Raw genomic sequence first — 17,798 nt, forward strand, 5'->3', positions numbered from 1 at the left:
CGGGCCGTCGTCCGTCCTGCGTCAGCGGTAGCGCCAGACCTGTGGGGGCGGCGGATCGCCCCGGTGCTTGGCCACCCGCACCTCCCATTGGCTGCGCCGACGCATCGCGTCCCGGACCTCCCGATTGCGGTAGAACGTCTCGGGCGGGCGGGCCAGCCCGTAAATGTCCGCCCACCATTCCCCCGGCCGGGGGTCGAGGATGGTGTCCAGGTGCGACGGGTAGCGACGCCCGGCGCCGTCGCGCGTGTCCTCCCAGTCCCGCATCGGCCTGAGCACCCGGCCGAACTCGTCGACGACGGCCAGCCGACATCCGGCGGCCCCGACGATCCGGCGGAGCATCTCGATGCTCGGCACCGTGCGACCGGCCTCGATGCGGCCGATGGTCGCATGGTGCGCGCTCGCTAGCCGGGCCAGCTCACGTTGGCTCAGGTCGGCGTGGCGACGGACCGCCCGGACGATGCCGACGACCGGCCACGGTTTGGTGGAGGGCTCGCTGGGGCTCGGACCGTCGGAGATCCAACCGTCGGTGCTGGCTCCCGGATCCGGGGGTGTCGGTGAGTCGTCCATGCCGCCACCGTCCCGGCTCGCCCCGTTCCTCGCAGCCCCGTTCGGCTGGCCTGTGGACAACGGAAGGGCCTGTGGACAACCGGGTGCCTGCGCGGCAGGGCAGGGTGGCTTCCGCCCGGACGGCAGAACCATGGGCGTTGAGCAGCACGTCCTCAGCGTGAACGGAGCAGGGACCCAACCCCCAACCCATCCCCTTTGCTCTGCACCCGGATAAGCACCGGGTCGCGCGGACCCTAACCGGCCGTCGCATCCGCGGGTGCAGAGCAAAGGAGGGCTGTCGCGTCCGCGGGTGCAGAGCAAAGGGAGGCCGTCGCGTCGCATCCGCGGGTGCAGAGCAAAGGGGACGCCTGGGATGGAGGCGTCGAGGCCAGGCGTCCGTCCGACGGAAGGCGGGCCTCAGCGCGTCACGGAAACGTCCTGCGCGCGCCCCGACCGGTGCGCGGACGGGTGGTGGTCGCAGGCGGGCCGCTCAGTAGCGCTCGCGGAGCAGCCCGGCGGCCTCGACGGCCCAGTAGGTGAGGATGACCTGCGCGCCGGCCCGCTTGATCGAGGTGAGCGTCTCCAGCATCACCCGCTCCCGGTCGATCCAGCCGTTCGCGGCAGCCGCCTCGACCATCGCGTACTCGCCGGAGACCTGGTAGGCGGCGACCGGGACGTCCACCGCGGCCCGCACCGCCGACACCACGTCGAGGTAGGGCAACGCCGGCTTGACCATCACCAGGTCCGCGCCCTCGGCGACGTCGAGCGCGACCTCCCGCAGCGACTCACGCAGATTGGCCGGGTCCTGCTGGTAGGTGCGCCGGTCGCCCTCCAGCGCCGACTCCACCGCCTCGCGGAACGGGCCGTAGAAGGCGGAGGCGTACTTCACGGCGTAGGCCAGCACGGAGACGTGCTGGTAACCGGCGTCGTCGAGCGCCCGGCGTACCACGCCGACCTGGCCGTCCATCATCCCGGACGGCCCGACCATGCCGACCCCGGCGGCGGCCTGGGCCACCGCCATCTCGGCGTACGCGCCCAGGGTGGCGTCGTTGTCGACCTCGCCGTCGGGGGTGAGCAGCCCGCAGTGCCCGTGCGAGGTGAACTCGTCCAGGCACAGGTCGCTCATCACCACGGTGGCGTCGCCCACCTCGGCCACCACGTCACGGATCGCGACGTTGAGGATGCCGTCGGGGTCGATACCGCCGGAGCCGGTCGGGTCCCGCTGCTCCGGCACACCGAAGAGCATGATCCCGCCGACACCGGCCTGGACCGCCTCGACCGCCGCCTTGCGCAGGGAGTCCCGGGAGTGCTGGAGCACCCCCGGGAGCGACCCGATGGCCCGGGGCTCGGTCAGCCCTTCCTTGACGAACATTGGCACGACCAGCTCGGCCGGGTCGACCCGGGTCTCGGACACCAGCCGGCGGATCGCCGGGGTGCGGCGCAGCCTGCGGGGCCGGATCTCGGGGTACGACATGGAAGGGCCTCCTCGAACGACTACCGGAAGCGCAGGGCGGTGGGGCCCTGCACCTTCGAGCCACGGCGCTGCTTGGCCGGCATGGCGGCCAGCTTCTCGCGCAGCTCGACGGCGTAGGCGGCGAGCGCCTCCACCAGGTCGGGCACCGAGGCGTGCGGCGGCTGGACGTCGACCCGCAGGCCGAACTCCGTCGCGGTCTCCGCCGTCTTGGGCCCAATGACGGCAACAACCGTCCGGGCGTGCGGCTTCCCGGCGATACCGACCAGGTTGCGCACGGTGGAGGACGAGGTGAAGAGCACCGCGTCGAAGCCACCCGACTTGATCGCGTCGCGGATCTCGGCGGGCGGCGGAGCGGCCCGCACCGTCCGGTACGCGGTCACGTCGTCGACCTCCCAGCCGCGCTCGGTGAGCCCGGCGGCGAGCGTCTCGGTGGCGATGTCGGCGCGCGGCAGCAGCACCCGGCCCACCGGGTCGAGGATCTCGTCGTGCGGCGAGAACTCGGCCAGCAGACCCTCGGAGGACTGCTCCCCGGCAGGGATCAGCTCCGGCTGGATGCCGAACGCGCGGACCGCGTCCGCCGTGGCCTCGCCGATGCAGGCGATCTTGACGCCGCCGAAGTGCCGGGCGTCGAGGCCGTGCTCGGCGAACTTCTCCCAGACCGCGCGGACCGCGTTGACCGACGTGAAGATCACCCAGGCGTACCGGCCGTCGACCAGGCCCTTGACCGCCCGCTCCATCTGCGCCGGGGTACGCGGCGGCTCGACCGCGATGGTCGGCACCTCGCACGGGATCGCCCCGTACGCGCGCAGCCGGGCGCTCATCGCGCCGGCCTGCTCCTTGGTCCGGGGTACGAGCACCTTCCAGCCGTACAGCGGGCGGTTCTCCCACCAGCTCAGCTTGTCGCGCTGCCCCACCCCGGCGCCGACGGTGAGCACCACCCGACCGGTGAAGCCGAGCGCGGCGGCCACGAAGCTGTCCACCGTCGAGGTGGTCGTGTACTGGGTCTCGCCGGTGCCGTCGCCGGTCACCCCGACGCCGGTGGTGCCGTCGACCCCGGCGGCGAGCAGCCCGTCCCGGACGGCGGCGAGGTCACCGGCGTCCACGGCGAGCGCGAGCGAACCCCGGCCGACGGCCGTGGCCAGTGCCTCGAAGTCCAGTGCGCTGACGTCCTCGACGTCAGCGGCGGTACGCACACCCGGCAGCGGGACCCCCGCGTAGGTGGCCACACCCTCGGCCTGACCGACGCCGGGCACCACCTCGAAGTGGGCGGCGGTGCGGGCCACCGCCTGCACCTCCTTGACCACCGAGTCGTGCCCGAACGGGTCGCCGGCGACCAGGTGCACCGCGTTCAGCCCAGAGCGGGCCGCGGAGATCAGCACCTTCGCCACGTCCCCCGGCGCGCCCTCGGCCGGGGTGAACTCGGCATCGTCGGAGGCCTCGGCGCGCACGACGGCGAGCAACGACTCCGGGACTCCCCGGTCGTAGATCACCTGGTCGGCGTCGACCAGGGCGTCGTGGGCCCGACGGGTCAGCAGGCCCGGGTCACCGGGGCCAGCCCCGACGAACGCGATACGGCCGACGGGCTTACGGGTGCGGGTCATTCTGTGCTCCCAAATTGCTGGGTCCCCGGGCCGGTGTGTCCTTCGTGGCCGAGGATCGAGTCGGCGCCGAGGTCGAGGAGTTCGGCGGCGAGTGCCTTACCGATCTCCGCCGCGTCGGCGGGCGTTCCGGTGCGGGACAGCCGGAGGTCACGAGTGCCGTCCGGGCTGATCACCGCCCCGCGCAGGTAGATCTCATCGCCGCTCTCGCCTTCGGCGAGCTCGGCATAGGCGGCGACGGGTGCGCTGCACCCGGCCTCCAGGGTTGCCAGAAACGCGCGTTCCGCGGTGACCGCGGCACGCGACGGTGCGTGGTCGAGCACCGCGAGCAGCTCGACCAGGTTCTGGTCGTCGACCCGGCACTCCACGGCCAGCGCACCCTGAGCGGGCGCGGGCAGCATCAGCATCGGGTCCAGCGATTCGGTGATCACGTCGAGCCGGCCGAGTCGGGCCAGACCGGCTCGGGCCAGGACGACCGCGTCGAGGTCGGCCTCGGGGCCGAGCACCCGCGCCAGGCGGGTGTCGACGTTGCCGCGGATCGGGGTGACCTCCAGTTGCAGGCCGAGGGCGTGCAACTGGGCGATCCGGCGCAGCGCACCGGTGCCCACGGTGGCCCCGGGCGACAGCTCGGCGAGCGTCCGGCCGGCGCGGGCCACCAGAGCGTCTCGGGGGTCCTGCCGGGCCGGCACCGCCGCGATGTGCAGCCCGCCGGCGGCAGCCGTGGGCAGGTCCTTGTACGAGTGCACCGCGAAGTCGATCGTCCCGGCGGTCAGCGCGTCGCGCAGCGCGGAGACGAACACCCCGACGCCGAGCCGGTGCACCGGCGCGTTGGAGCGGTCGCCCGCGGTGACCACCTCGACCAGCTCGACGGGGCGGCCGGTGGCGGCGGTCAGCGCCTCGGCGACCTGGCCGGACTGGGCCATCGCCAGGGCGCTGCCCCGGGTGCCGAGGCGCAGGGGGGCGGTCATCGCGCACCTCCGGTGGGTGGGGTGGGCTCGGCGGCGTCGGTGCCGGGGAGCGCCGGGCCGAGGTCGGGGGTCAGCACGTCCGGAACGGTGTCCACCGGCGAGGTCTGCGGCACCTCCAGGTCGAACAGTTCGCGCAGCAGTGCCGCGTACTGGTCGCCACCGGGCTCGGCGGCCAACTGGCGGACCTTGACGGTGGGCTGGTGCAGCAGCCGCTGCACCACCCGGTGCACCGTCCGGGCGACCTCGGCCCGCAGGTCGTCGCTGAGGTCGGGGCGGCGCTGGGCCAGTCGGCGCAGCTCGGCGGTGACCACGTCGTCGGCCCGGCCCCGCAGCGCGGCCACGGTGGGTGCCACGTCGGTGCCGCGCAACCAGGTGAGGAAGCCCTCCACCTCGGCGAGCACGATGCGTTCGACGGCTGCGGCGTCGGCAGCCGCCGGACCGTCGGCGAGCAGCGCCGCCATCCGGTCGATGTCGATCACCTCGACGCCGGGCAGCTCGGCGACGCCCTCCTCGACGTCGCGCGGGACGGCCAGGTCGAGCAGGACCAGCGGGCCCCGGGCCGGGTCGCGTTCGGCCAGCGCCGTGGTGACCACCGCCCGGGTGAGGACCGGTTCGGTGGACGCCGTGGCGGCCACTACGATGTCCACTGTGGACAGGGTGTCGGCCAGCTCGGTCATCGGCGCGGCACTCGCCCCGTACGACTCGGCGAGCCGGACGGCCCGGTCGGCACCCCGGTTGCTGACGGTGAGCGGCCCGGCGCCCAGCCGGGACAGCGTGGCCACTCCGAGCGACCCCATCGCGCCAGCGCCGACCACCAGGGCCGGACGGCCGGCGAGGTCGCCGTCGAGGTGCCCGGCGGCCAGCTCCAGTGCGGCGGTGACGACGCTCTGGCCGGCCCGGTCGATGCCGGTCTCGGAGTGGGCCCGCTTGCCGACCCGCAACGCCTGCTGCATCAGCTCGTGCAGCAGCCGGCCGGCCGAGTCGGCGCCGGTGGCCCAGTGGTACGCGTCGCGCAGCTGGCCGAGGATCTGGGCCTCGCCGACCACCATCGAGTCCAGACCGGTGGCGACCCGGAAGACGTGGTCCACGGCGGCGGTGTCGTAGTGCACGTACAGGTGGCTGGCGAGCGCCGTCGGCGAGCTGCCGGCCTGCTCGGCCAGCACGGCGCAGACGTCGCCGAGCCCGCCGTGGAAACCGGACACGGCGGCGTAGACCTCCACCCGGTTGCAGGTGGAGACGATCACCGCCTCGGCCACGTACGGCTGGGCGATCAGGCGGTCCAGGGTGCGGGTCAGGTCGGCGGGGGGCACGGCCAGCTGCTCCAGCGTGGCGACCGGGGCGGTCCGGTAGGACGCGCCGACGACGAGCAGTTTCACGTGCCGATCGCCTCCTGGGTGTCGGTGGCCGCGAACCCGCCCGGCAGAGCGGTGAGAGCGGACCCGCCGGTGGCGGGCAGCGCGGTCAGCGACGCCTTGCGGTGCTCGTGGAAGGACAGAATCTGCAGCTCGATGGCGAGGTCGACCTTGCGCACGTCGACCCCCTCCGGAACCGAGAGTACGCACGGCGCGAAGTTGAGGATGCTCGTCACGCCGACGGCGACCAGTTGGTCGGCGACCTGCTGGGCGGCGGCGGCCGGGGTGGCGATCACGCCGATCGCGAGGGATTCCTCCGCGGCGACGGTCGGCAGGTCGTCGACGTGCCGGACCACCAGGCCGTTGATCTCCTCACCGACCCGGGAGGGATCGGCGTCGAGCAGTGCGGCGATCCGGAAGCCGCGGCTGGCGAAGCCGTCGTAGCCGGCCAGAGCGTGACCGAGATTACCCACGCCGACCAGGGCGACCGCCCGGCGTTGAGTGAGCCCGAGCACATACTCGATCTGCTCGATCAGTAGCGCGACGTCGTAGCCGACGCCCCGGGTGCCGTACGAGCCGAGGTGGGAGAGGTCCTTGCGGAGCTTGGCGGAGTTGACCCCGGCGGCGGCGGAGAGACCCTCGCTGGAGACCGTCTCATGCCCGGTGTCGGCGAGGTTGTGCAGCGCGCGTAGGTATTCCGGGAGCCGAGCGACGGTCGCCTCGGGCAGGTCCGGGAGCGCCGGTACGGCACCGGCACGGCCGGGCGCGCCTGGGTAACGGTGCTGACTCATGAGACTCCGTGCGGTGCGATCCTCGGCCAACTCCGCTGGTCGGCCGTTTGTGGACTCCCGCTGGCGACCGAGATTGCCGGCTGTGCTAGCAGGGCGCGTCGGAGTCACAGCGTAGGCGCTTGTGAAGACGTGCACAAATCGCGATCTTGCCGCTGCGTGACGCGACCTCACCAGCACCTCCATTCCACAAGATCGATTAAACGGCCTGGTCCGCGCGCCGCCCGGGCGATTATTGCTCAATCCCGACTTCTCTGACCAATCCCGCGCCGACCCCGGCTCGGGTCGTTCCGGCGGTGGTAGGGGCAGCACTACGGAGGAGAGGCGGGGTTTCGGGATGGGGGCAGCCCGCCCGGCTGCCTAGCCTTTGGGCATGACCGCCGTTGCCGCCACCAGCGACCGACCGACGCTGGCACCGAGCATCCCCCGCCAACTCTTCGTCGACTCCGGGTACGTGCTGCTCGGCCTGCCCCTGGCGCTGGCCAGCTTCGTCGTCCTCATGGTGGGCCTCGCGGTGGGCATCGGTCTGGTGGTCACGGTGATTGGCCTGCCGATCGTCAGCGGCACCCTGTACGCCGCCCGTGGGCTGGCCGACATCGAGCGGCTGCGGCTACCCGCGGTGCTGCACCAGCCCCGGATCCGGCCGCACTACCGGCTGCCCGAGGCGGGCGCGAACGCCTGGCGGCGGATCTTCGTGCCGATGCGGGACGCCCAGTCCTGGCTCGACCTGGCGCACGGCATCCTGCGGCTGATCGCGGCACTGGGCACCTTCGTGGTGACGCTGGCCTGGTGGGCCGCGGCGATCACCGGTTCGCTCTACTGGGCCTACGACTGGGCCCTGCCCCGGGCCGACGGCGAGGGTGACCAGGACCTGGCGCAGCTGCTCGGCCTGGGCGACTCGACCACCGCCCGGATCGGCCTGTACACCGCGCTCGGGGTGTTCTTCCTGATCACCCTCCCGATCGTGGTGCGGGGCTGCGCACTGCTCCAGGCCAGCTTCGCCAAGGCCATGCTGACCGGGGTGGCCGAGATGCGCGACCGGATCACCGTGCTGGAGGAGCAGAAGCGGGCCGCCGTGTCCGCCGAGGCCGCCGCGCTGCGCCGGCTGGAACGCGACATCCACGACGGCCCCCAGCAGCGCCTGGTCCGGCTGGCGATGGACCTCAGCCGAGCCCGGATGCAGCTCGCCTCGGACCCGGCGGCGGCCGGCCGCACCATCGACGAGGCGGTCGCCCAGACCCGGGACACCCTGGCCGAGCTGCGGGCGCTGTCCCGGGGCATCGCGCCGCCGATCCTGGTCGACCGGGGCCTGCCCAGCGCCCTGGCCGCGATCGCCGGCCGCGGGCTGATCCCGATCGAGCTCCAGGTGGACCCGCAGCTCGGCACCCCGGCCGGGCGGCTCGACCCGGCGGTGGAGAGCACCGCGTACTTCGTGGTCTCCGAGGCGCTGACCAACGTCGCCAAGCACAGCCGGGCCACCGAGGCCACGGTGGCCGTGGCCCGGCAGGGCACAAACCTCCAGGTGCGGGTGGGCGACGACGGGCAGGGCGGCGCGCACCTGGCCAAGGGGCACGGGCTGGCCGGCATCGCCGACCGGGTCCGGGCCGCCGGTGGCGAACTGCTGGTGGTCAGCCCGACCGGCGGCCCCACCGAGATCCGCGCCGAGCTTCCCCTGTGAGCGCGAGGAGTGAGCCGGGTTTGCGAGCCCCGCAGTCGCGAACGAAGGCAATGCCGTGAGGGTTCCGGCACCACTGCGAGCCGGTACGACGGGCCGGACGTGGTAGACAACACAGCCATGCGCATCGTGATCGCCGACGACGCCGTCCTGCTCCGGGAGGGGTTGGTCCGGCTTTTGACCGAGAGCGGACACCAGGTGGTGGCCGCGGTCGGGGACGGCGACGCCCTGGTCGAGGCGGTCGTCGAACACCGGCCCGACGTGTCGATCGTCGACGTCCGGATGCCGCCGTCGCACACCGACGAGGGGTTGCGGGCCGCGGTGGAGGCACGCCGGCTGGTGCCGCGTACCCCGATCCTGGTGCTCTCCCAGTACGTCGAGGTCTCGTACGCCGATGATCTGCTCGCCACCACCGGCGGCGCGGGCGGCGGCGGGATCGGCTACCTGCTCAAGGACCGGGTTGCCGCGATCGACGAGTTCCTGGACGCGCTGCGCAGGGTGGCCGGCGGAGGCACGGTGCTCGACCCGGAGGTGGTCGGTCAGCTCTTCGCCCGGCGTCGCCGCGACGACCCGCTGCGCGAGCTGACCCCCCGCGAGCGTGAGGTGCTCGCCCTGATGGCCGAGGGGCGCTCGAACACCGCCATCGCGCGCGCCCTGGTGGTCAGCGACGGGGCGGTGGAGAAGCACGTGCGCAACATCTTCACCAAGCTCACCCTGCCGCCGGACACCGAACAGCACCGGCGGGTGCTGGCCGTCCTCACCTACCTGCGGAACTGACCTCCCGGGCCAGGGCCACCGCGTCGGTGAGGGTGTCGGCCACCGGGTGACCGGAGGCGCGCAGCCGGGTCGGGTCGGTGAACCCGCCGGTGTAGAGCACGGCCCGGCCGCCCACCGCGAGCGCCGCGTCCGCGTCGTCGATGGAGTCGCCGATCAGCACCACCGAGGGCCCGTCCACGCCCAACTCGGCCAGGTGCAGCTTGAGCGACTCGGCTTTGCGGTCCCCGCCGACCGTGGCCCGCAGCCCGTCGACCCGGGCGAAGTGGCCGGTCAACCCGTACCTGTGCACGGTCGGGACCAGCTCCTCGTGGAACCACATGGACAGCAGGCTCTGGCTGCCCGGCCAGGTGGCCATCGCCGCGCGCGCGTCGGCGGCCAGCTCACAGGTGGTCAACCCGGTGCGGTACGCGTCATGGAAGATCTTGTCGAGTCGACCGAACTCGTCGGCGTCCACGGCCTGCCCGAGCACCTCGGCGTAGTACTCGGCGATCGGCCTGCGGAACCGCACCCGGTGCTCCTCCGGGGTCACCGTCGGCCCGCCCAGGCTCGCGAACACGACGTTGGTGGCGGACACCACCAGGCTGAGGTCGTTGAGCAGGGTGCCGTTCCAGTCCCAGACGAGGTGCGGGGGCGCAGAGGTCATCCGAGCACCATAGGCACCCCTCAGAGCTGCGGCGTGGTCAGGTCCCGCAGCAGTCGGTCCTCCTCGACCCGCCAGTAGCCGTGCTCCTTGCCGTCGAGCATCACCACCGGCAGTCGGTCCCCGTACTCCCGCTCCAACCCCTCGTCGTCGGTGACGTCCCACTCGACCCACTTGTCGCCGGTGACCGCCACCACCCGGTCGAGCGCCGCCTTGGCGTCGTCGCACAGGTGGCAACCGGGTCGGGTGATCAGGGCGAGCCGGGCGTCAGTGGACATCGGTTACCTCCGTGCGGTCGGTCGGCGTCGCCGACCGGAGTTGGGTCTTGCGTACCTTGCCGATCGCCGAGTACGGCAGGGCGTCGACGAACTCGACGGCGGTCGGGCACTTGAACCGGGCCAGGTTCCGTGCGCAGTGGGCGAGCAACTCCTCGCTGGTCACCGGTCGCCCTGGCGCCGGCACCACGTACGCCCGCACAGTCTCGCCGGTCCGTGGGTGCGGCACACCCAGTACCGCCGACTCGACCACCCCGGGGTGCCCGCCGAGCACCAGCTCGACCTCGTGCGGATAGACGTTGAACCCGTTGACCAGGATCAGCTCGCCGAGCCGGTCGACCAGGAAGAGGTCGCCGTCGGAGTCGGCGTAGGCGATGTCACCGGTGGCCCACCACCCGTCGGCGTCCGGGCCACCCCGCCCGTCGGGCCAGTAGCCGGTGAAGAGGTTGGGGCCGTGCACGACGATCTGCCCCGGGTCGGTGCCGGGCGCCACGTCGGAGATGTCCAGCTCATCCGGGTCGTCGTCGGGGACGGCCAGCCCGTCGCGCCACAGCTCCATCCCGTCGGCGTCGACCAGGCGTAACCGCACACCGGGCAGCGGCCGGCCGATCGAACCGGGCTTGGCCACGCCGCCGACCAGGGTGGAGGTGAGCACCGGCGCGGTCTCGGTGAGGCCGTACCCGACGTGCACCTGATGGCCGGTGCGCTCCGTGAAGCGCGCCGCGACCCCGGGTTCGAGCGGCGCCGCGCCACAGACCGCCACCCGCACCGACCCGGTCGCCGCGCGGGCCGTGGCCGCATCGGCCCAGGTCAGGAACATCGACGGTACGCCGACCAGCACGCTGACCCGGTGCCGCGCGATTTCGTCCAGCCCCGCCGTCGGGCCTGGCTCGTCGAGCAGCACGCCCGTTGCCCCGTGGTGCACGACCGCACCGAGCCCCGAGTTGAGCCCGTACGCGTGGAACAGCGGCAACGCGAGGAGGACCGTGTCCGTCGGCCCGATCACCGGTGGGTCGATCCCGGCGACCTGTTCGTTGTTGGCGAGCAGCGCGTGGTGCGAGAGCATCGCACCCTTGGGCCGCCCCTCGGTGCCGGAGGTGTAGAGCAGTACCGCCAGGTCGGTGCCGCCTCGTCGAGGACGGGGTGCGGCTCCGGGCGCCTCGGCGGTGGGTGGCGCGCCGAACCGGGCGACGAGCGCGGGAAGCTCGGTGGCCACCTCGGCGACCAGGTCCCGAACGCGGTCGGTGGCGATGAGCACCGACGCGCCGGAGTCGGCCAGCACGTGCCGTAGCTCCGGGGCGGTGAAGCCGGGGTTGACCGGCACGGCCACCAACCCGGCGCGGAGGGTACCGAGCCAGGCGATCACGAAGTCCGGCGTGTTGGGCAGTGCGATGGCGACGCGTGGCGGCGTACCGCCGGGGTCGGTGGGTGGCGCGGCGGCGGTGAGTCCGCGGGCGGCGGCGTCCACCGCCGCGTCCAGTTCGGACCAGCTGAGGGTGTGCTCACGCCAGTGCAGCGCGGGCTGGTCGCCGCGGTCGAGGGCCGCCCGGCGGACCCGGTCGGCGAGGTTCGGCGCGGGGCTTTCCGAGGCGTCCTGCACGGTGCTCGAGTCTGGCACAGCGGACGGCGACGGGCCACGCCCGACGGTCGGGGGCCGGGCCCGGAGGGCGCCGCCCGGACAGTCCCGTGTACGGGACTGTCCGCTGTGCCACCGGCGATCCGATCAGGTCCTGCCGATGGGACGCGCGACGCCGGCCGAGGGTAGTTCGGCCGGCCCGGCCGACCGGCCGGCGGACCGGGCCAGCCGAACGGGCGACACGCCTTCGACCTGGGCATCCATCCCGGAACACCGGGTCGACGGAAAGTCAATCGCACACGACGGACAACCGGTCCGCCAACGGTGCGACAGAGCGGGAAATACTTCCGCCTTGTGTAACGGACTTGCCACGCGCGGGTGACGTTGGCCCTATCATCACTCGGGTCGGGTCACCCCATTTGCCGTGAGTCGACACCCCTCAGCCCGAGGAGGCCCCCGTGCCTGTGAGCGCATTGGACCAGCACCTCCAGGGGACTTGCCGCCCGTCGGCAACCCCCGTGACCGTCCTGCCCGGCCGATCATCCGGTCGGTCCGCCCCGACGAGACCAAGACCGGCCCGCCCGGCATCCAACGGGACGGGGGCACCACGGTGACCACCTTTGGTTACGCGGAACGCCCGGTCGGCCTGACCGGTCTACCGGCCCGCTCCCACGTCAACGAGCGGCCAGCAGCCCGTGCACCCATGGACGAGCAGCACGGCGGCGTCGTACGCAGTGACGGCGCGGCGCAACGGATCCGCAGCCGGCCGCACCACAACGAGCCACCGCCACGGCCCGCGGTGCCCGGTGGAAACGCGAAGCCGGCCGGTGGCCGCGTCGCCGTACCGCCCCGACCCACCATGCCCGTGCAGGGGCGTCGGATAAGCGACACACCGGCGGTCACCACCGACCCGGCGGCGGGTGAGACAGCGGTGATCCCGGCGGTGCCGGCCACCACCGCCACCACCCCGACCGGCTTCCCGAGCCGCCCGGACCCGTCCGACCCGGCGACCGAGGTCTGGACGCTGATCGAACGGGCCCAGGCCGGCGAGTCCGAGGCGTTCGGCCTGATCTACGACCGGTACGTGGACACCGTCTTCCGGTTCGTCTACTTCCGGGTCGGCAACCGGCAACTCGCCGAGGACCTCACCTCGGACACCTTCCTGCGCGCGCTCAAGCGGATCGGCAGCTTCACCTGGCAGGGTCGCGACCTCGGCGCCTGGTTGGTGACGATCGCCCGCAACCTCGTGGCGGACCACTTCAAGTCGGGCCGCTACCGGCTGGAGGTGACCACCGGCGACGTGCTCGACGCCGACCGGGAGGACCGGGGCCCGGAGGGCAGCCCGGAGGCGGCGGTGGTGGAGCACATCACCAACGTCGCGCTCCTCACCGCCGTGAAGCAGCTCAACCCGGAGCAGCAGGAGTGCATTGTGCTCCGCTTCCTCCAGGGCTTCTCGGTGGCCGAGACGGCCCGCGCGATGGGCAAGAACGAGGGGGCCATCAAGGCCCTCCAGTACCGCGCCGTCCGCGCCCTGGCTCGACTCCTGCCCGACGGCTTCCAGCCGTAGTTTGTTACGGCGGGGCCGACGGGCGTCGATCAACGTCCGCGCAGGTCAGGCTCGGTCCCGCCCGGTGATGCCGATCACTTTCTGTAATTTCGGCTCCGCCCGGCCCGTAACCCGTGCCCGGTGCGCCGCGTTTCTCCGGGTGCGACCGGTGGATGTCCCGGCAGGCCCGGGTCACCGAGGTCCGACCGGTACGCCGGCGGCACCTCACCTCCGTGGTGTCACACTGCCGCCCGGTCGCTGGCAACGACGGCGGCCGACCGGCCGTGACCAGCGAGAGGAGGTGCCTGCGGTGGACAACACCCTCTTCTCCCGCCGGCGCGCGGAGCGCTTCGCGCAGCTTCTCGACGAGGCCAACGGCGCTCGGCGACACCACGTGCGGTCCAGGGTGGACGGTCACCTCGCGCCGCTGGTCGCAGTGGGTCAACGGCTCAGCGTCGACCCCCCGGCTGTCGAGGTCGATCAGGAGTTCCGCACCGGCCTGCGGGCGATGCTGCTCGCGACCGCCGAGCGGGAAGGGCTGGGCACCACACCAGCGGCCGTCAGCGAACCGGCCGCCACCACCGCCCGTGGGCGGCTACTGCCGGTGGGTACCGCCCGGCGGGTCCGAGCCCGAGGCGCCATCCTGATCGGCATCGCCGCCGGGGCGATCGCCGTCTCCGGGATCTCGGCCGCCAGCGAGAACGCGGTGCCCGGTGACGCCCTGTACGGCATGAAGCGCTCGACCGAACGAGCGCAGCTCGCCCTGGCCAGCTCCGACATCAGCCGGGGTCAGCTCTTTTTGGACTTCGCCCGCACCAGGGTCGGCGAGGCCGCCAAGCTGCGCGGTGACCGGATCGGCTACAGCGCGGTCCTCGACGACATGGACGCCGACACCCGGCAGGGAGTTCGCCTGCTGGCCTCGGCCGCCGTGCAGCGGGCCGAACCGGGCAGCCTGGACACCCTCAACGCCTTCGTGTCGAGCCAGCGCCGGGCCGTACGTGGCCTGCTCGACGGGACCAGCCGGGTCGACCGGGAGCGCACCCAGCGGTCGCTGCTGCTGCTGGACACCATCCGGGAGCGCTCGGACGAGGTGCGCGCGGCGATCGCCTGCGGCCTGCCGGCCCCGAGCACCAGCGACGCCCTCGGCCCGAACCCGAGCGCCTGCCCCGGGGCCCGCTGACCCGCGCCCCTTTACCGCACGTCCGACCGGCCGCGCCACAGTTCGCTGTGTGCCCGGCCGGTTGACCGTCTGCGGCGGATACCCTCGCGGGGGAAGCATCCGTGGCATCGGCGAGAAGGGGAATCGCGTGGCGCGTAGCCGTAAGGTGACGGTCAGCACCGACGCCGAGGGGCATACCGCAGGCTGGGCGGAGACCGATCTGGCCCCGGTCCGCGCACCAGACCCGACCGCCGCCGCGTTCTTCGACGTGGACAACACCATGATGCAGGGCGCGTCGATCTACTGGTTCGCCCGGGGGCTCGCCTCCCGAAACTACGTGACCACCGCTGACCTGGCCCGATTCGCCTGGCAGCAGCTCCGTTTCCGGCTGCTGGCCCGGGAACACGCCGGTGACATGTCCCTGGCCAAGGAGGCGGCGTTGGCCTTCGTCCAGGGCTGGCGGGTCAAGGAGGTTGAGCACCTCGCCGAGGAGATCTTCGACGAGATGATGGCCCCCCGGATCTGGGCCGGCACCCACCAGCTCGCTCAGCGTCACCTGGACGCCGGTCAGCGGGTCTGGCTGGTCAGCGCCGCGCCCGTCGAAATCGGCCGGGTGATCGCCGCCCGGCTCGGTCTGACCGGCGCCATCGGCACGGTGGCCGAGGTGGTGGACGGGGCGTACACCGGGCGGTTGGTGGGTGACCTGATGCACGGGCCGGCGAAGGCCGAGGCGGTCACCCAGCTCGCCGCCGTGGAAGGGCTCGACCTGGCCCGCTGTGCGGCCTACAGCGACTCGGCGAACGACCTGCCGCTGCTGCGCGCGGTGGGCCGGGCGGTGGCCGTCAATCCGGACGGCGCCCTGCTGCGGCAGGCCCGCCAGCACGGCTGGGAGGTGCGGGACTTCCGGACCGGCCGCCGAGCGGTCAAGATCGCCGTACCGTCGACCGCGGCGGCCGGGCTGGTCGCCGGCGCGGTCACCGCCGGCCTGGCCCTCCAGCGACGCCGCCGCGCCGGCTGACGTCACGCGACGCCGATCGCGCCGGCTGACGTCACGCGACGCCGATCGCGCCGGCTGGCTTCACGCGATGTCGTCGCGCCGGCTGGCTCAGGGGCCGAACGGGTCGGGCCGTCGCTCCAGCAGCGTGTGCAGGGTCTGCTGGATCGTCTCCCGCACCTGGTCAGCGAGGTTGAAGACCACCAGCGGGTCGTCCGCCGAGTCGGTCAGGTGGGCGGTGGGGATCGGCGGGCAGAACTCGATCAGCCACTTGCTGGGCAGCGGCACCATGCCCAGCGGGCCGAGCAGCGGGAACGTCGGCGTGACCGGGAAGTAGGGCAGCTTGAGCAGCCGCGCCAGAGGCTTGATGTCGGCCAGCATCGGGTAGATCTCCTCGCCCCCGACGATGGCGACGGGCACGATCGGGGTGCCGGTGCGCAGCGCCGCCGAGACGAATCCGCCCCGCCCGAAGCGTTGCAGCTTGTACCGGTCGGCGTAGAGCTTGCCGATGCCCTTGAAGCCCTCGGGGAACACCCCGACCAGGTCGCCGCCGCGGAGCAGCCGCTCGGCGTCCGGGTTGCAGGCCACCGTGCCGCCGGTCTTGCGGGCCAGCTCGGAGACCACCGGCATCCGGAAGACCAGGTCGGCGCCGAGCAGCCGCAGGTAGCGGTGGGCGGGATGCTTGTCGTGCAGCGCCGCGGAGAGGATCAGGGCGTCCAGCGCCACCGTCCCGGAGTGGTTGCCGACCACCAGGGCGGGCCCGTCCAGGGGCACGTGCTCCACCCCACTGACCTCGGTGCGGAACCAGTCCCGGTAGAGCAGCCGCAGCAGCGGGTGGAAGACCGCGTCGGTCAGCTCCGAGTCGAAGCCGAACTCGTCGACCTCGTAGTCACCGGAGAGCCGCCGGCGCAGGAACGCCAGCCCGTTCGCGACCTTGCGGTCCCAGTGGTCCCCGGGCCGGTCCGACACCGCCGGCTCGGTGCCGCCGGACACGCCGGCGTCGACCTCGTCCGAGGGCGTCGGGGCGGAGGTCGGCGTTGCGGTCGGGGTCGGGGTCGGGGTCGGCGCGACCTGCGCGGCCGGTCGATGACCGTTGCGCCGCGCCGGCTCCGCGTCCGGCGCGGGCACCTGCTGGGGTACGTCGAAACGCCCGACCGACCGCGGGTCGCGCCCCTCTTCCGGCCCACTCACAGCGTCACCTGGGTTCGCGACTGCGGGGCTCGCAAGACCGGCTCACTCCTCGCGCTCACGATGAACGCTCCCGCACCGCGGAGCGGACCTGCCGGATGCCGTCCAGGACGAGTTGCTCGGCGGCGGCCAGCTGATCCCGGGTGACCACCACCCCACCACGGTGAGCGCGGATGAAGTCCTCGAACGCCGCCGCGGTCGAGCGGGGCGTGAAGCCGTACTCCTGCTCAAGCCGGCTGGTGTCGACGACCCGGCCGTGCACGAAGAGGTCGACCTGGTCCAGGCCGTAGCGGCCGAAGCCCATGGTGCGGGCCAGCGCGGCGGCCCCGGAGAGACTCGGCTCCAGCACCGGCACGGCCACCCGACCGGCCCGCCGGATCGCCTGGGACAGCGACAGCACCCCGGGGCCGGCGACGTTGTACGTGCCGGGATGGTCCTCCACGATCGACCGGTGCAGCACCTCCAACGCGTCGTCGAAGTGCAGGAACTGCAAGCGGGGGTCACGGCCGAAGACGGTCGGCACGAACGGCTGCGAGAAGTAACGGGTCAGCGTGGTGTCGGCGGTCGAGCCGATGAACGGGGCGAAGCGCAGCACCGTGGCGGTGACGTCGGACCGGCGACGCCGGAAGCCACGGACGTACCCCTCAAGGTCGAGGATGTCGCGGCCGAAACCGCCACGCGGCACCTCGCGGGGTTCGGTCTCCTCGGTGAAGACGGCCGGGTCCCGGAACGACACCCCGTACGCGGCGGTCGACGAGCGGACCACGAGTTTGCGCAGCCGGGGGGCCCGCTGGCAGGCGGCGAGCAGCTGCATGCTGCCGATGACGTTCTGGTCCTTCATCGCGGACCGGCCACCGTGCTGCGGGTCGGGTGAACTGACCAGCGCGAGGTGCACCACCGCGTCGACGTCCAGGTCGGCGAGGAGACCACCGAGCGAACCACTGTCGACGCGGAGCCGTTCGACCCGGTCCAGCAGGTCGGTGAACTCGGTGCCGGAATCCGGTGCGTCCACTCCGATGACCCGTCCGATGCGCGGGTCGGCGGCCAGTCGGGCCGCCACGTGGGCACCCAGGTAACGACCCACTCCGGTGACGACGACGACCCCCGGAGCACCTGAGGTGCCACCGGGGGTCATCTGACGCACCTACCCCGGCAGGGAGGACCGAGCCGGGACGACCACGGCCTGATCACCTGAGCCTCCGGAGATCGACAGTTAGGCAAGTGACGCCGCACGCCGGGCTG

At 72.9% G+C, this 17,798-nt stretch carries 16 protein-coding genes; 5 read left to right on the plus strand and 11 right to left on the minus strand.

The window, feature by feature from the left end; all coding sequences use genetic code 11:
* Positions 1-21: 21 nt before the first annotated feature.
* The 6 genes from EV382_RS22590 to EV382_RS22615 all read right to left on the minus strand — a co-directional run bounded on the left by EV382_RS22590 (position 22) and on the right by EV382_RS22615 (position 6,729).
* Positions 22-567: a helix-turn-helix transcriptional regulator gene (locus EV382_RS22590; RefSeq protein ID WP_130404915.1), complete on the minus strand. Its 546-nt coding sequence runs from the start codon at positions 565-567 to the stop codon at positions 22-24.
* Positions 568-1,036: 469 nt separating this feature from the next.
* Positions 1,037-2,020 carry a porphobilinogen synthase gene (gene hemB / locus EV382_RS22595; RefSeq protein WP_130404917.1) on the minus strand — a complete coding sequence of 328 codons (984 nt, stop codon included), beginning with the start codon at positions 2,018-2,020 and terminating at the stop codon, positions 1,037-1,039.
* Positions 2,021-2,040: 20 nt separating this feature from the next.
* Complete coding sequence (locus tag EV382_RS22600) at positions 2,041-3,621, minus strand: bifunctional uroporphyrinogen-III C-methyltransferase/uroporphyrinogen-III synthase (RefSeq protein WP_130404919.1); 1,581 nt, start codon at positions 3,619-3,621, stop codon at positions 2,041-2,043.
* Positions 3,618-4,586, minus strand: a complete 969-nt coding sequence (gene hemC, locus EV382_RS22605) for a hydroxymethylbilane synthase (protein WP_130404921.1) — start codon at positions 4,584-4,586, stop codon at positions 3,618-3,620. The genes EV382_RS22600 and hemC overlap by 4 nt, the downstream gene beginning before the upstream one ends.
* Positions 4,583-5,962, minus strand: coding sequence for a glutamyl-tRNA reductase (locus tag EV382_RS22610; RefSeq protein ID WP_130404923.1), 1,380 nt, complete (start codon positions 5,960-5,962; stop codon positions 4,583-4,585). The genes hemC and EV382_RS22610 overlap by 4 nt, the downstream gene beginning before the upstream one ends.
* Positions 5,959-6,729: a redox-sensing transcriptional repressor Rex gene (locus EV382_RS22615; protein WP_130404925.1), complete on the minus strand. Its 771-nt coding sequence runs from the start codon at positions 6,727-6,729 to the stop codon at positions 5,959-5,961. Before EV382_RS22615 ends, EV382_RS22610 begins: the two co-directional genes overlap by 4 nt.
* Before the next feature lie 370 nt (positions 6,730-7,099).
* Here EV382_RS22615 and EV382_RS22620 point away from each other — a divergent pair, with 370 nt between their 5' ends.
* Entirely contained in the window at positions 7,100-8,404 is a 1,305-nt protein-coding gene (locus EV382_RS22620; protein WP_130404927.1) for a sensor histidine kinase, read from the plus strand.
* Positions 8,405-8,521: 117 nt separating this feature from the next.
* Positions 8,522-9,178, plus strand: coding sequence for a response regulator (locus EV382_RS22625; RefSeq protein ID WP_130404929.1), 657 nt, complete (start codon positions 8,522-8,524; stop codon positions 9,176-9,178).
* On the opposite strand, the gene EV382_RS22630 is transcribed toward EV382_RS22625, so the two are convergent.
* Genes EV382_RS22630 through EV382_RS22640 form a run of 3 tightly spaced genes read right to left on the minus strand, consistent with a single transcriptional unit; the run spans position 9,159 to position 11,693 of the window.
* Positions 9,159-9,821 (minus strand): HAD family hydrolase, encoded by a 663-nt coding sequence (locus tag EV382_RS22630; RefSeq protein WP_130404931.1) that lies wholly within the window; start codon positions 9,819-9,821, stop codon positions 9,159-9,161. The two genes, EV382_RS22625 and EV382_RS22630, sit on opposite strands and share 20 nt — an antisense overlap.
* Before the next feature lie 20 nt (positions 9,822-9,841).
* On the minus strand, positions 9,842-10,096 hold the full coding sequence (locus EV382_RS22635) for a glutaredoxin family protein (protein WP_130404933.1): 255 nt from the start codon (positions 10,094-10,096) through the stop codon (positions 9,842-9,844).
* Complete coding sequence (locus EV382_RS22640) at positions 10,086-11,693, minus strand: AMP-binding protein (protein ID WP_130404935.1); 1,608 nt, start codon at positions 11,691-11,693, stop codon at positions 10,086-10,088. The genes EV382_RS22635 and EV382_RS22640 overlap by 11 nt, the downstream gene beginning before the upstream one ends.
* A gap of 586 nt (positions 11,694-12,279) precedes the next feature.
* Here EV382_RS22640 and EV382_RS22645 point away from each other — a divergent pair.
* The 3 genes from EV382_RS22645 (at position 12,280) to EV382_RS22655 (ending at position 15,392) form a co-directional block, all read left to right on the plus strand.
* A complete protein-coding gene (locus EV382_RS22645) occupies positions 12,280-13,236 on the plus strand; it encodes an ECF subfamily RNA polymerase sigma factor, BldN family (RefSeq protein WP_130404937.1) in 957 nt (318 codons plus the stop codon).
* A gap of 280 nt (positions 13,237-13,516) precedes the next feature.
* The gene (locus tag EV382_RS22650) at positions 13,517-14,395 is read left to right on the plus strand and encodes a DUF5667 domain-containing protein (RefSeq protein WP_425271921.1); all 879 of its coding nucleotides are present in this window, start codon (positions 13,517-13,519) and stop codon (positions 14,393-14,395) included.
* A gap of 127 nt (positions 14,396-14,522) precedes the next feature.
* Positions 14,523-15,392: an HAD family hydrolase gene (locus tag EV382_RS22655; RefSeq protein ID WP_130404941.1), complete on the plus strand. Its 870-nt coding sequence runs from the start codon at positions 14,523-14,525 to the stop codon at positions 15,390-15,392.
* Positions 15,393-15,479: 87 nt separating this feature from the next.
* Here EV382_RS22655 and EV382_RS22660 read toward each other — a convergent pair whose 3' ends face one another.
* Together EV382_RS22660 and EV382_RS22665 are read right to left on the minus strand one after the other, a co-directional pair.
* Positions 15,480-16,361: a lysophospholipid acyltransferase family protein gene (locus EV382_RS22660; RefSeq protein ID WP_130409100.1), complete on the minus strand. Its 882-nt coding sequence runs from the start codon at positions 16,359-16,361 to the stop codon at positions 15,480-15,482.
* A 253-nt stretch (positions 16,362-16,614) separates the two neighbouring features.
* Positions 16,615-17,691, minus strand: a complete 1,077-nt coding sequence (locus tag EV382_RS22665) for an NAD-dependent epimerase/dehydratase family protein (RefSeq protein ID WP_130404943.1) — start codon at positions 17,689-17,691, stop codon at positions 16,615-16,617.
* Between the last annotated feature and the right edge of the window lie 107 nt (positions 17,692-17,798).

Source organism: Micromonospora violae (assembly GCF_004217135.1).
Lineage (GTDB): Bacteria > Actinomycetota > Actinomycetes > Mycobacteriales > Micromonosporaceae > Micromonospora > Micromonospora violae.